Raw genomic sequence first — 12,794 nt, 5'->3', positions numbered from 1 at the left:
GGAAGTGGGTGCAAGCCCCGCCCAGGAAGGTTCAAGTTTCGCCCTTGTCCTTGAGCTGACGCAGGGCCGCAAAAGGACCGCTATCGTCTTCGGTGGCATCGATCCCCAGCGTCGAGAGGTCTTCGCCCTCGCGCCGCGGGTAGGGATCGATGGCCAGAGCCAGGGTTTCGATCAAGAGAGCGCTCAGGTCGACCTCCGGACCGTCGATATGATCGGGAAAATCGTCATCTTCAAGGTCGATGAAAATTTCCGTGCCGGGCGCGGGCGCATGCGCCGTCTGACCGACGGGCAGGAAGACGCGGTCGACTTCCTCATCGATATTCTGCGTGACCGGTTCGAAGCTGACGACGGAGGGCTGGACGATGCGCGCCTTGAGGCGCCCCTGTGCCCTCAGGCCGCCGCGCAGCGGGGCGACGGTGAGTTCGGCGACGAAGCGCTCGACTGCGATCAGCTTCATTTCCTCGGCGATGCGGGCGCGGGTCGCTTCATCGGCATCGACACTGACGGATCGCCCGGCTGTGGGCAGTTTGTCGATGCGAACGATCGCGTCGAAAAGGGGCTCAGGCTGGTCTTTCATGCGGCATTTCCGAATGTCACTGTGCCGCCGGTGATGGTCTCAACCGGCAGGTCGGCCAGGGCCTTGTCCTGCGCCATGAAGTAGTCAGCGAGGGTGCGGGCATGGTCCATGCCGGCGCCACCATAGATATTGCGCGAGAACACGGTGGCCAAGGCTTCCTTGTCGTCGCGATCCATAGCTTCATTGATGGCAGCAAGAAGGCCGAAAAAGAGATTGCCCATCTTCTGGATTTTCTTGGGGACACCGAGGTCCCCTGCCCCCATTTCGCGCAGGGAGCGGTCCATATCCTTGAAGAAGAGGTCGAAGACGGCCTGGCTGAAATTCTTGGTAGCCTCGGCACCGCGCAGGCGCCGGAAGAGCAGCGCCATATGGAGGCTGATCATGTCGAAGCGGCCGGTGACCGTATCGGGCACGCCCCATTCGGCATAGAAGACAGGTTGCCGGGATTGCGCCACAATGGCCCGATAGACGCCATAAACAGCGTCGGTGGCCGTGTTTTTGCGGAACAGAGACAGGATCATGGGATTGCGCTCAGCCTCGGGATGGGTCAAACACATGCAAAGTCAGCCGACCCAATGTCAGCTTGCCAAAAAGCCAGGTTGACAGCTACACATTCCGGCGACCAAAGGGCACGCGCCTTGTTGTCACGCCTATAGTCGAGAGCCATCGGGAAAGTCAAATTCATGCCCATGCGTATTGCTTCCGCTCCCTTCGCACCGATCGCCGCTGCAGCCTTGCTGGCTGTTGCGCTGGCCGCCTGCACGAGCAGCACGTCGCTCGTCACCAAGAGGACGCAGGGCTACGAAATTTCCGATAGCGCGATGCAGCAGATTCGCGTGGGCCAGAGCCAGGATCTGGTGACGCTGGTGCTCGGCTCGCCGCAGTCGACCAATACCTTTGGCGACCAGACCGCCTGGTACTATGTGCAGACCAAGGTGGCGCAGACCTCGTTCGGCATGAACACCGCGCTCGAGCGCACCGTGCTCGCGATCTATTTCGACAAGAACAAGAAGGTCGTGGACAAGGCTGTCTACACTGCTGCGGATGGCAAGGTCGTCGCGGTGGAAAGCCGACGTACCCCGTCTTATGGCGAAGACCGCACGTTTATCGACCAGATCTTGCAGTCGTTCTGACGTTTTCGGAACGCAGAGAATTAGAAAGGCCCCGGTTTTGCCGGGGCTTTTTTTGTTTTTGGGGGACGGCTCTCCCCTTATCCCTGCGTCATTCCAGCGAAAGCGGGAATCTCCACGCACAGAAACAGAGATTCCCGCTTTCGCGGGAATGACACGGTGAAAGGTCGAATGGTGTAGTGAGAGGGGTAGTACCCTCAGCTCTTCTTTTCCAGATCCACGCCGGCCGAGCGGGCGATGGAATCAAGCGCGGCGTTGACCATGCCGGAGGCGTCTTCTTCGAAGAAGGCGCGGGCGACGTCGACATATTCGGTGATGACGACGCGGGCCGGGATATCTCTACGGCGCAGGAGTTCGAAGGCGGCGGCGCGGAGGATGGCGCGGAGGGTGGAATCGATGCGATCGATCGGCCAGTCTTCGGCCAGCGCCTTGTCGATGGCGGGGTCGATCTCGAGCTGGTTCTTGGTGACGCCACGCACGATCTGGCCGAAGAAATCGGCATCCGCCGGCAGGTATTGTTCGCCCTCGACTTCGCGGCCGAGATGGAAGGCACTGAACTGGGCCAGCGTGTCTTCCAGCGTCGCGCGGCCCACATCCATCTGGTAGAGCGCCTGGACAGCCGCGAGGCGGGCAGCGCCGCGCTGGTTGGCTGGACGCGAATTGTTCGGGATGGGGGGCGTATCAGTCATTTATGCGTTCAACTTTGCCTTGAGAGCGGCGAGAGCAAGGGCGGCGCGGGCGGCATCGCCACCGCGATCGCCATCGGCGACGCGGGCGCGGGTCCAAGCCTGGCCTTCATTCTCGACCGTAAGAATGCCGATGCCAAGCGGCAGGGCATCCACCACCGCCAATTCGGCAAGGGCGCGGATGCTTTCGCTGGCGACGGACACGTAGTGATTGGACTGGCCGCGGATAACGCAGCCGAGGGCGACGTAGCCGTCGTAGTTGTCGGTTTCGAGGGCCATGGCGACGCCGACGGGCACTTCCATGGCGCCGGGGACGGCGATGACGTCAAAGGTGGCGCCGGCGGCCTTGAGGGCGGCGCTGGCGCCAGCCTTCATCTCATCGGCAATGCCGGGATAGGCCCGACCCTCGACGATGAGGAAATGGAGCCCCTCAGCCGAATTGGGCTCGATCGAAAAGCGTTCGCCGTAAGAATCCATAGCAGACATCCTTGCCTTTGCTACCCAACCCCATAGTCCGGCCCGCAACGGCGAGCAAGGCGAGACTAGATCAATCGTCCTCGGGAAGGGGCGTATTCGCGTCGGAATCAAGCTCGGCGAGGAAATCGCGGAAATCGTCGGGACCGGCGAAATTCTTGTAGACCGAGGCGAAGCGCACGAAGGCCACGTGGTCGAGGCCCTTAAGGCCGACCATGACATATTCGCCGATCTGATCAGAGGTAATTTCAACGTCGCCAAGGCTTTCGAGCTGGCGGACGATGCCCGAAATCATGCGCTCGACGCGCTCGGGATCGACCGAGCGCTTGCGCAGCGCCGTGTTGACCGAGCGGGTGAGTTTTTCGCGGTCGAAGGGGACTTTTCTGCCGGTTTTCTTGACCACCGTGAGATCGCGCAACTGTACGCGCTCAAAGGTAGTGAAGCGGCCGCCGCAGGCATTGCACACGCGGCGGCGGCGGATAGCGCCCGAATCTTCGGTCGGGCGGCTATCCTTCACCTGGGTATCGTCATTGCCACAATAGGGGCAGCGCATCCTTATGTGGCCCTTTCAGATCAGCCGTAGATCGGGAAGCGGTCGGTCAGCGTCTTAACCTTGGCGCGGACTTCGGCTTCGACGGCGCCGTTATTGTCATCGCCATTGGTCTTGAGGCCATCGAGCACTTCGATGATGTATTCGCCGACAAGCTTGAATTCGGCCGTGCCGAAGCCGCGCGACGTGCCGGCCGGGGTGCCGAGACGCACGCCCGAGGTGATCGCGGGCTTTTCCGGATCGAAGGGCACGGCGTTCTTGTTGCAGGTGATGTGGGCGCGGCCGAGGGCGTTTTCAGTCGCCTTGCCGGTGAGGCCCTTAGGACGGAGGTCAACCAGCATCAGGTGGTTGTCGGTGCCGCCCGAGACGATGTCGACGCCGCCCTTGATGAGGGTTTCGGCGAGCACCTGGGCATTGGCCACGACCTGCTGGGCGTAGAGCTTGAATTCGGGCTGCAGCGCTTCCTTGAAGGCCACGGCCTTGGCGGCGATGACGTGCATCAGCGGGCCGCCCTGGATGCCCGGGAAAATGGCCGAATTGATCTTCTTGGCGATGTCTTCATCGTTGGTGAGGATCAGGCCGCCGCGCGGGCCGCGCAGGGTTTTGTGGGTGGTCGTGGTCGCAACGTGGGCGTGCGGGAATGGGCTCGGATAGACACCGCCAGCGACGAGACCGGCAACGTGGGCCATGTCCACGAAAAGGATGGCGCCGACTTCATCGGCGATGGCGCGGAATTCGGCCCAGTCCATGATGCGCGAATAGGCCGAGAAACCGGCAACGATCATCTTGGGCTTGTGCTCGCGGGCGAGCTGACGGACCTGGTCCATGTCGACGCGGCCGTCCTGCTTGCGCAGGCCATACTGGATGGCGTTGAACCACTTGCCCGACTGGTTGGGCTTGGCGCCATGGGTCAGGTGACCACCGGCATCGAGCGACATGCCGAGGATGGTGTCGCCGGGCTGGATCAGGGCCTGGTAGACGCCCTGGTTGGCCTGCGAACCGGAATTGGGCTGGACGTTGGCAAAGGCAGTGCCGAAGAGCTGCTTGGCGCGCTCGATGGCAAGGGATTCAGCAACGTCGACATATTGGCAGCCGCCATAGTAGCGCTTGCCGGGATAGCCTTCGGCATATTTGTTGGTCAGCACCGAGCCTTGGGCTTCGAGCACGGCCTGGGAAACGATGTTTTCCGAGGCGATCAGCTCGATTTCGCTCTGCTGGCGACCGAGTTCGTCCTGAATTGCCTTGGCGATTTCCGGGTCGGTTTGAGCAACCGAGGCGGAAAAGAAATGGGGAAAGAGCGGGGTAGAAGTGGCAGCGCTCATGCGACGATTTCCTCACAAAGGATCAGGGTGACCGGCATGGCGGTGCCTTTATCACGGCGAGTAGCGCGAATCCAAGACCGATACATCTGTACTGGATCCATGGGGCTCCCCCTGATCGTGGATGGGTTGCCCAGGCGAGCGGCTCTATGAAGTTCGCGTTTCCCGATGGTTGCCCATCTCTTTCTCGCCAGTCGCGCGAACGCGGTGAATATGGCTGAAAGCGGCAGCCGTGTGAAGGCCCCAAGAGCGACATGCCATCCTACTATCAACACTCAAAATATTGAATTTTACCGAGTTCTGGCGCGGTACTTTCACCACGCCAGCGAACCCTTTCTAGAGAAGCTCTGTCCATTCTCTTGCCAACAGAGTGCGCTCATCCAGGAGGGATCAATGAAACCGCTCGTGACCAAATTGACCGCCATTGCCATGACCGGCCTATTGTCCATTTCGAGCTTTGCGCCGGTGCAGGCGCAGGACAACTCATTGAACTTCAGCCAGCGGCAGCAGGTTGTCCAAGGCTATTGCCAGCGCTTCCCGCAGGACCCCGATTGCAACGGCTGGTGGTTCTGGAGCGCGCGGGACTATGACGCGTTCTACTATCGTAACCGCAGCGACCTCGATCCGCTGGTGGCCGGTATTCTGGGCCTTGCGATCGGCGCGATCATCGGCGGCGCCATTGCCAACAGCAACAAGAGCCACAATACGAGCCCGCCTCCGACCTTTACCAGGCGCGACAGCGGCCACGTGGCGCGCTGCTACCAGCGCTACAAGTCCTATGACGAGCGGACCGATACGTTCCTTGGCTATGACGGCATTCGCCACCCCTGCACGCTCTAGTGTTTGGCGCGCCGGGGCTTCACAGGCCCCGGCCTGCGCAGGGGCGGCAGACATTCGATAGTTTGCAACCACCTGCCCTGCCCGGACATTGACTCCACAATCAGCATTGGCGGGCTTCGGCCCGGGAGTGGAGAAATGAGAAAGCTAGCTGGCCTTGCGAGTGGTCTTGCAATGAGCGGTATTTTGGCATTGAGCGCTGTCGTTCCGGCGCAGGCCCAATCGGTGACGATGAGCTTTGGTCAACGGTACCAGGTGATCGAAACCTATTGCGACCGGAACCCATGGGACCCTGACTGCCAAGGCTTTTACGGTGGCGGCTGGGACGATCGCGACTATAACAACTTCTATTACTCGCGCCGGTCTTCCATCGACAATATTGCGTCGGGGATTCTCGGTTTCACCTTTGGCGCTGCGATCGGATCGATCATTGCCAATGGCAATAACAACACGCGTGGCGGCGTCGTGGTCTATGGTGGCAACAATTACGACGCCCATGTGCAGGCCTGCTACAACCGCTACAGGTCCTATGACGAAGAAACCGACTCTTTCCTGGGCTATGACGGTATTCGTCACCGCTGCAATCTCTAGGCGTAGCGGCCTGTCGGTGGTGGCGGAGGAGGTTCGGGTTCGCCCAGCTTGCGCCTGAGCTTGGCAAGGGCAACGCGCTCCATTTGCAGGCGCGTTGCGCTGACGGGGGTGATGACAAAGACTTCGGTGCCCGTCACCTCGTCTATCGCGGCGACGCGCATGACCTGACCCATCTGCACGAATTCAAAAAGAACCCCGCCCGACATGGGACCTCCATCATTGTGAGGAGTTTAGCAGGGATTCGGGACGGCGCGGAGTCGGAATTATGCGGATGTCCCTTCCGCTGGGCGTCGCTTCCTGATGTCACCGCGGCTAGGCCCCAACGCACGATGGGCTTGAACAAGAACATCTCAGGATGGGCCCCGGCTTTCGCCGGGGTGACATCGAGTTGGATGTAAGTCTCCGCTAGTCCCTACCCTGCAAACAAAAATCCCCGCTTTCGCGGGGATTTTTGTTTAGCATTGTCGCCATTCGAGCTTAGCCCTCAAGCGTCAAACGACACCTTACCCTGTTCGTCGAACTTGTAGACGTCGTCGCGGAAGCTGACGGTGCCCTGGCGGTTGGCCCAAGCGGTAATGTAGGTCGTGTGGATCGGCACGCGGGCCTTGCACTCGACGTCAAGGCGCTGGAGCGAGTCGAAGGTCGAGTCGACCTTCTGCTGATCCCAATCGCCATTGTCGCGCAGCAGCCAGTTGACCAACTGGTTGACGCCATCAACGCGGACGCAGCCCGAGGAGTGGAAGCGGGCGTTCTCGTTGAAGAGTGCCTTGGTCGGGGTGTCGTGCAGGTAGCAGTCGTAGGGGTTGTAGAAGTTGATCTTGCAGTGGCCCATGGAGTTGGCGGCGCCGGGCTCCTGGCGATACATGTAGTTCACTTGCGCATCGGTGATGGCAGCCCAATTGATCGACTGCGGATCGACCTTGTTGCCCGCGCCGTCGTAGATGAAAATGTTCTGCTCGGTCAGGTAATTTGGGTTTTCGAGCATGTACTTGGTAAGGTCCTGGCGGACCAGCGACTTGGGCACGTGCCAATAGGGGTTGAAATTGATCTGGCTGATATTGCTGGCCATGATCGGGGTGGCGCGTTCAACGCGGCCGACGACCGCCGTGTGACGCTGCTCGACCATGCCGTCATTGACCGCCTCGATGGTGGCGGCAGGGATGTTCACCACCACATAGCGCGGGTTGAGCTTGGCGGCCATGTTCTGGACGCGCGTGTAATTGAGGTAGAGCTGCTGCAGGCGCTGCTGGGCCGGAACGGCCATGGCGTACCAGGTGGCTTCGTCGACCTGGCCATTGACCACGAGGCCATGGCGGGCCTGGAAGGCGCGGACGCCGGCATCGGTCGGGGCGTCGAACAGCTCGTTGACGTTCTCGACCATTCCCATGTCGCCGGAGGAAATCAGGCGGCGCTTGAGATTGACGACGTGGCGAGCGGACTTGCCGAGATTGAGGCCATAGGCCTCCTGCGGGATTTCTTCCCAGCCGCCGGCAGCCACGAAAGGCTCGTACTGCGAGATGGCGAGCTGCAGGTTATAGACCGTGTCGAAGGACAGGATCGGCTCATTGGTGGAGATCAGCGCTTCGGCCGCGGCAGTGGCGCCGCCCTGATCTGCATCCTTCAGCACGCGATTGCGGGCGAACATGTCCCAGATCGACTCGCCTTCCTGTGCCGTTGCCAAGCTTGGCAGCAGCGCCGTGCTGGCGCCGGCAATGGCCATGGTCTGCAGAAAGGAACGTCGATTAACCCGCATATCGTCACCCGAAGGAATCTGTCGCCACATAGGCGCGATTATCATTGCCGGCACCTGTTCCACAACGGCTGTCAACGCCTTGTGAACCATGAGGGCAGCCCCATCCATAGTCGAGGAATGGTTTAAAAACCACGTAATCGGGTGCCTTGGATTTGCGGCACAAATAAGAAAACGCCGGCCAGGGGCCGGCGTCTCCGCAGAGAGTGTGGCGTGGAGGCAACACAAGCCTACACCCGCATGCTGTTTCAATTGACGCGGAGCCCTGCCCCGCATGCAATCAGAGCTTGTAGAGAATCTGGTCGACCCAGAAGCGTTCGAGACGGGCCAGAGCCTTGTTCAGGTTGTCGAACTCTTCGTCGCCGAGGCCGCCGACCTTGTCGATGGACTTGAGGTGACGATCATAGAGTTCGTCGATCACTTCCGCGACTTCCTCGCCCTTGGGGGTGAGGCGGATGCGGACCGAGCGACGGTCGGTGCGCGAACGCTCCTGGAAGATGTAACCGGTCTCGACCAGCTTCTTGAGATTGTAAGAAACGTTCGAGCCGAGATAGTAGCCACGCGAGCGCAGCTCGCCGGCGGTCAGTTCGCTGTCGCCGATGTTGAACATCAGCAGCGCCTGGACCGGGTTGATATCGTCCCAACCCATGCGATCGAACTCGTCCTTGATCAGGTCGAGAAGACGACGGTGGAGACGTTCCACACGGGAGACGGCTTCGAGATAGAGGGGCTTGAGACCTTCCGGACGGTTCGGGATCAGGGCCTCAGCTGCGTTCGACTTGGTTGCCATTTTTGCCTCACTGTTTTTTCTCTGCGTGCGATTTTTCGCATCTCATGAGGCCAAACTACGACGGCCGAACTAAGATCGCCCTAAACAGCACGCTTAATGGCATCTTACTGGAAAGCAATGAGAATTTGGCTTAACGCTTCGTCACACCGGTGCATAAAGTTGTAACCTTTCCGAGGCGTAAACGGCTCTCGGACCAGCTTTCGGCGGGCGGCCCGTGCGACCGCCCGCATATGTGATGTCAGGCTCGCAGGGTCTTGAGGCCGGCCAGCTTGATGGCGAAAATGACCGATACGGCCAGCGCCTGGGCGATGATGAAGGTTACTCCGATCGCGGTCATTTGAGCCGAATAAAGTACAAGAAGCAAAACACTCAGCAGGACCCAAAGGCCGTCACCGAGGAGGTTGCCGAGGAGGGAAATCCTGTCGGGGCCCGTGGCGGCGCCGATGGTCCAGTTAAAGAGGGCCCAGGGCAGGAGGAAAATACCGACGCCGAGAAGGACTGTGTGCATGGGGGCCCAGCCAATGAGAGTGGTGAGTGGGGCCGCGAGGACGACAAGGCCTATGCACATGGTGAGGGAGAGCACGGCGTCGAAGCGATAGATGAGGCCGGGATCGCGGAGGATGAGGGGCTGGGTGGCGGTCGCCATGGTGGTTCTCCAAGGAACGGGTTGTCGATGGCTGGAGGGTGGCGCGCGGGAGGTCATGAAGACAATTACCTCCGGGGTAATGGAATTGCGGCGGCTCATGCGGCAGGTTGGGGTCAAGGAGACAAGCCATGTTTGAGACGGCCCTGCGCGATTGGCGCAATCAACGAGGAATGAGCCAGATGGCGCTGGCCATGGCGGCGGAAGTATCGCCGCGGCATCTGTCATTTCTGGAGTCCGCGCGGGCGCGGCCGAGCGCGGCCATGGTGCTGCGGCTCTCGGAAGCGCTCGACCTGCCGCTGCGGGAACGCAATGGCCTGCTCGTGGCGGCCGGGTTTGCGCCGCACTATGGGGACAATGACTGGCTTAGTCCTCAGATGACCGAACTTAGGCAGGCGGCGCAGCTATTGCTGAAGGCGCATGGGCCCTACCCTGCCATCGTGCTCGATGCGGCCTTTGATATTCTGGAAGCCAATGGGGCGGCGCTGGTGCTGATCGGGGTGGAGACGCTGCCGGAGGAGAGGCTTAACCTGGCCGATCTCGTGTTTGAGCCGGGCGCGGTGCGCGAGGCCATCGTCAACTGGGCGGAGGTCGCGGCCTATCTGATGCATCGCTTGCGCGAAGGCGTAAGGCGGCATGGGCCGAGCGCACCAGTGGCGCGGGTGCTCATGCGGGTGCGAAGGCATGAGGGCGTCGATGGCTTGAGCCTGCGGCCGGAAGGTATGCTTGGGCAGGTGCTGCTACCGCTGGAATTCCGGATGGGCGATCAGGTGACGCGCTGGTTCACGACGGTCACGAGTTTTGGTGCGCCGCAGGATGCGCTGGCCGAGGAGATCACCATCGAGCAGTTTCATCCTGCTTAGTCAGCTGCCTGGGCGCGTGTGAAGCGGAAGCTGAGGGCGAAGATGACAGATATGGCGACGAGCAGCACGATGCGGACGGCGAAGCCGAAGGCGGACATGCGGATGTCGGGGCTGCCGGCGAGATAGAGCGCCAGCTCGGCAGTGGTGGAGCCGACCAGGAGAACGGCGCCCCAGCTTGCCTTGAGCCACAGGCCGACACCGGCAAAGAGGCGCGCGAGCGAGAAGATGCCGAGGAGCACAAAGCCCACGGGGCCGAGAACGGCGACCGGGCTGGTGGCGCCGAGATTGACGCCGAGCAGGCGGCCGGCATCGCTGAGGCCGAGAGCCAGGCTCAGCAGAGCGACGACGCGGATATAGAGGCCGAGCTGGGGTGATTTGAACGACATGGCTCTTTAGTAGCGAGCGCGAGGGGCTGCGACAAGCGGCGGCTTGGAGGCAAGCGACGCGGCTGGTATGAGGCGAGGACACAGAGCGCGGTGTGTGGCCCCACCCCCTCCCATCCTCCCCCATCAAGGGGGAGGTGTTTGGCCGGTGGATGCCGGGGCCATGCGGCAAGGAACAGAAGAATGACGCAGAACTGGCCCAAGCATGACATGTCTTTTCTCGATGGCCGTCGGCAGCGGCGGTTGCGGCGGACGGCGTGGAGCCGGGATATGGTGCGCGAAACCGAACTGCTGCCGCGCGATCTGATCTGGCCGCTCTTCGTAATTGAAGGACAGAACGAGAAGACGCAGATCAAGACCATGCCGGGGGTGGAACGGCTGTCCGTCGACCTGATGGTGGAAGCGGCCAAGGCGGCGCGGGATGCGGGGATTCCGGCGCTGGCGATTTTTCCCAATACGCCGGACCATCTGCGGTCGGAAAGCGGCGCCGAGGCTTACAATCCGGACAATCTGATGTGCAGGGCACTGAGCGCGATCAAGTCGGCAGTGCCGGATATCGGGCTGATTGCCGACGTGGCGCTCGATGAATATTCGAGCGATGGGCAGGACGGGCTCGTGCGTGATGGGGAAATCCTCAACGACGAAACCGTGGCGGCGATGGTGAAGTCGGCGCTGGTGCAGGCCAAGGCGGGCGCGGATATCATTGCGCCTTCGGACATGATGGATGGGCGCGTGGCGGCCATTCGGGCGGCGCTCGATGCCGAAGGCTTTGAGCACGTGCAGATCATGTCTTATGCGGCGAAATATGCGTCGTGCTTTTACGGGCCGTTCCGCGAGGCCGTCGGCTCGGGCAGCCGGCTCAAGGGCGATAAGCGCACCTATCAGATGGATTATGCCAATTCCGACGAGGCTTTGCGCGAGATAGCGCAGGATATCGAGGAAGGCGCGGATAGCGTGATGGTCAAGCCGGGCATGCCCTATCTCGATATCATCCGCCGGGCCAAGGACGCCTTCAACGTGCCGATCTACGCCTATCAGGTGAGCGGCGAATACGCGATGATCGAGCTGGCTGGGGCGGCCGGGGCGATCAATCGCGATGCGGCGGTGCTTGAAAGCCTCTGGGCCTTCAAGCGTGCCGGGGTGAATGGCATTCTCACCTATTACGCGCTGGAAATGGCGCGGAAGCTGGGGCGCTAAAGGCGCCCTAGCCTGCCCGTTCTGTCGTGCCGTCTTCGGCGGCCAATTGGGCTGGACGTTCGCCGCGGCGCGGGCGGAAGGCGCTGACGATACCGGCGAGAGCCACGAGCGTCATACCGCCAAGCGCGATTGGCTCGGGGGCGTGGCCGAAGACCAGCCAGCCTAAAATGCCGGCCCAGACCAGGTGCATATAGGTCATGGGCGCGACGAGGGCCGCGGGGGCATAGCGATAGGACTGGGTGAAGAGGTAATGCCCGAGCCAGGCGGAGACACCGAGGCCGATGAAGAGGAACACTTGTAGCGGCGTGGGGGCGACGCCGTGCATGGTCCAGGGCAGGAAGATGCCGAAGCCGATGGCGCCGACCAGAGCGGAATAGAACAGCATGGCCATGGTGCGCTCAGTGCGCGCGAGAACGCGCGAGAGCAGATTGTAGGTCAGGGATACGACCACGTTGCCCAGCACGAAGATCACGCCCAGCGGATCGAGCCCGCCACCTGGGCGAGCGATGAGCAGGACGCCGGCAAAGCCGATGACCGCCGCCACCCAGGCCATGGGGCCGACCTTCTCCTTGAGCAGCGGGCCGGACAGCAAAACGACGAGAACCGGGCAGAGATAGACGATGGCCGTGGTTTCGGCGACGGGCATGCGCTGGAGTGCCAGGCTGACGAGCAGGGAGCCGATGGCGAGACTGCCGGCGCGGATGAGCACGAGGCCGGTGCGCTGGGTGCGAACCATTTCGCGGCCATGGAGCGGCGCAACAATCGCCAGCATGAGCAGGCAATGGCCGATATAGCGGATGGCCGCCACCATGGGCACATTGTACTCGGTGATGAGCAACTTGTTGGTCGTGTCGTTATAGGCAAAGAGCAGAGTTGCCCCGATGATGAGGGCAAGGCCGCGCAATGGCTGATCGGTCAGCGGCGCGGGGGCGGAAGTCGTCGACATGTGAGGTTCCGAAGGAGCGAGTGCGGCAGGGCAAGCGACTCGCGAGGGGCAGGATTGG

Annotated in this window: 17 protein-coding genes and 1 riboswitch; of the genes, 5 read left to right on the top strand and 12 right to left on the bottom strand. The window is 61.6% G+C overall.

The features are described from left to right. Positions 1-31: 31 nt before the first annotated feature. Both ACSQ2A_RS04585 and ACSQ2A_RS04580 read right to left on the bottom strand, forming a co-directional pair. Positions 32-577, bottom strand: a complete 546-nt coding sequence (locus tag ACSQ2A_RS04585; RefSeq protein WP_436071262.1) for a YceD family protein — start codon at positions 575-577, stop codon at positions 32-34. Continuing rightward, positions 574-1,098, bottom strand: coding sequence for a ubiquinol-cytochrome C chaperone family protein (locus ACSQ2A_RS04580; protein WP_436071261.1), 525 nt, complete (start codon positions 1,096-1,098; stop codon positions 574-576). The genes ACSQ2A_RS04585 and ACSQ2A_RS04580 overlap by 4 nt, the downstream gene beginning before the upstream one ends. A 162-nt stretch (positions 1,099-1,260) precedes the next feature. On the opposite strand from ACSQ2A_RS04580, the gene ACSQ2A_RS04575 reads away from it, so the two are divergent. Continuing rightward, positions 1,261-1,710: an outer membrane protein assembly factor BamE gene (locus tag ACSQ2A_RS04575; protein ID WP_295410171.1), complete on the top strand. Its 450-nt coding sequence runs from the start codon at positions 1,261-1,263 to the stop codon at positions 1,708-1,710. A 194-nt stretch (positions 1,711-1,904) separates the two neighbouring features. On the opposite strand, the gene nusB is transcribed toward ACSQ2A_RS04575, so the two are convergent. The 4 genes from nusB to glyA form a co-directional block, all read right to left on the bottom strand. Further along, a complete protein-coding gene (gene nusB, locus ACSQ2A_RS04570; protein WP_436071260.1) occupies positions 1,905-2,396 on the bottom strand; it encodes a transcription antitermination factor NusB in 492 nt (163 codons plus the stop codon). Continuing rightward, a complete protein-coding gene (ribH, locus tag ACSQ2A_RS04565; protein ID WP_295410174.1) occupies positions 2,397-2,870 on the bottom strand; it encodes a 6,7-dimethyl-8-ribityllumazine synthase in 474 nt (157 codons plus the stop codon). It abuts the gene before it with no gap. Positions 2,871-2,940: 70 nt separating this feature from the next. Continuing rightward, the gene (nrdR, locus tag ACSQ2A_RS04560) at positions 2,941-3,420 is read right to left on the bottom strand and encodes a transcriptional regulator NrdR (protein WP_295410177.1); all 480 of its coding nucleotides are present in this window, start codon (positions 3,418-3,420) and stop codon (positions 2,941-2,943) included. Between the two features lie 20 nt (positions 3,421-3,440). Beyond that, complete coding sequence (gene glyA, locus ACSQ2A_RS04555) at positions 3,441-4,739, bottom strand: serine hydroxymethyltransferase (protein WP_436071259.1); 1,299 nt, start codon at positions 4,737-4,739, stop codon at positions 3,441-3,443. A gap of 121 nt (positions 4,740-4,860) precedes the next feature. Further along, positions 4,861-4,944: riboswitch (ZMP/ZTP riboswitch) on the bottom strand. 185 nt (positions 4,945-5,129) lie between these two features. On the opposite strand from glyA, the gene ACSQ2A_RS04550 reads away from it, so the two are divergent. Both ACSQ2A_RS04550 and ACSQ2A_RS04545 read left to right on the top strand, forming a co-directional pair. Beyond that, complete coding sequence (locus ACSQ2A_RS04550) at positions 5,130-5,576, top strand: BA14K family protein (protein ID WP_436071258.1); 447 nt, start codon at positions 5,130-5,132, stop codon at positions 5,574-5,576. A 135-nt stretch (positions 5,577-5,711) separates the two neighbouring features. Beyond that, positions 5,712-6,164 carry a BA14K family protein gene (locus ACSQ2A_RS04545; RefSeq protein WP_436071257.1) on the top strand — a complete coding sequence of 151 codons (453 nt, stop codon included), beginning with the start codon at positions 5,712-5,714 and terminating at the stop codon, positions 6,162-6,164. Here the strand turns inward: ACSQ2A_RS04545 and ACSQ2A_RS04540 are convergent. The 4 genes from ACSQ2A_RS04540 to ACSQ2A_RS04525 all read right to left on the bottom strand — a co-directional run bounded on the left by ACSQ2A_RS04540 (position 6,161) and on the right by ACSQ2A_RS04525 (position 9,350). Further along, on the bottom strand, positions 6,161-6,370 hold the full coding sequence (locus ACSQ2A_RS04540) for a DUF6898 family protein (RefSeq protein ID WP_436071256.1): 210 nt from the start codon (positions 6,368-6,370) through the stop codon (positions 6,161-6,163). The genes ACSQ2A_RS04545 and ACSQ2A_RS04540 overlap by 4 nt on opposite strands. A 278-nt stretch (positions 6,371-6,648) precedes the next feature. Continuing rightward, positions 6,649-7,962: a L,D-transpeptidase family protein gene (locus ACSQ2A_RS04535; protein ID WP_436071255.1), complete on the bottom strand. Its 1,314-nt coding sequence runs from the start codon at positions 7,960-7,962 to the stop codon at positions 6,649-6,651. 232 nt (positions 7,963-8,194) lie between these two features. After that, positions 8,195-8,704: a transcriptional regulator LdtR gene (ldtR, locus tag ACSQ2A_RS04530; RefSeq protein ID WP_035081594.1), complete on the bottom strand. Its 510-nt coding sequence runs from the start codon at positions 8,702-8,704 to the stop codon at positions 8,195-8,197. A gap of 238 nt (positions 8,705-8,942) precedes the next feature. After that, entirely contained in the window at positions 8,943-9,350 is a 408-nt protein-coding gene (locus tag ACSQ2A_RS04525; RefSeq protein ID WP_436071254.1) for a hypothetical protein, read from the bottom strand. A 128-nt stretch (positions 9,351-9,478) separates the two neighbouring features. Between ACSQ2A_RS04525 and ACSQ2A_RS04520 the strand changes: the two genes are divergently transcribed. Continuing rightward, complete coding sequence (locus ACSQ2A_RS04520; protein ID WP_436071253.1) at positions 9,479-10,210, top strand: helix-turn-helix domain-containing protein; 732 nt, start codon at positions 9,479-9,481, stop codon at positions 10,208-10,210. Here ACSQ2A_RS04520 and ACSQ2A_RS04515 read toward each other — a convergent pair. Further along, positions 10,207-10,596 (bottom strand): hypothetical protein, encoded by a 390-nt coding sequence (locus ACSQ2A_RS04515; RefSeq protein ID WP_295410197.1) that lies wholly within the window; start codon positions 10,594-10,596, stop codon positions 10,207-10,209. The genes ACSQ2A_RS04520 and ACSQ2A_RS04515 overlap by 4 nt on opposite strands. Before the next feature lie 180 nt (positions 10,597-10,776). On the opposite strand from ACSQ2A_RS04515, the gene hemB reads away from it, so the two are divergent. Beyond that, positions 10,777-11,790 (top strand): porphobilinogen synthase, encoded by a 1,014-nt coding sequence (gene hemB, locus ACSQ2A_RS04510; RefSeq protein ID WP_436071252.1) that lies wholly within the window; start codon positions 10,777-10,779, stop codon positions 11,788-11,790. A gap of 7 nt (positions 11,791-11,797) precedes the next feature. Here the strand turns inward: hemB and ACSQ2A_RS04505 are convergent, their stop codons facing one another. Beyond that, positions 11,798-12,736: a DMT family transporter gene (locus ACSQ2A_RS04505; RefSeq protein WP_436071251.1), complete on the bottom strand. Its 939-nt coding sequence runs from the start codon at positions 12,734-12,736 to the stop codon at positions 11,798-11,800. Between the last annotated feature and the right edge of the window lie 58 nt (positions 12,737-12,794).

Source organism: Devosia sp. LjRoot3 (genome assembly GCF_964252865.1).
Classification (GTDB): Bacteria; Pseudomonadota; Alphaproteobacteria; order Rhizobiales; family Devosiaceae; genus Devosia.
This window is presented reverse-complemented; position numbering and strand designations above follow the sequence as displayed.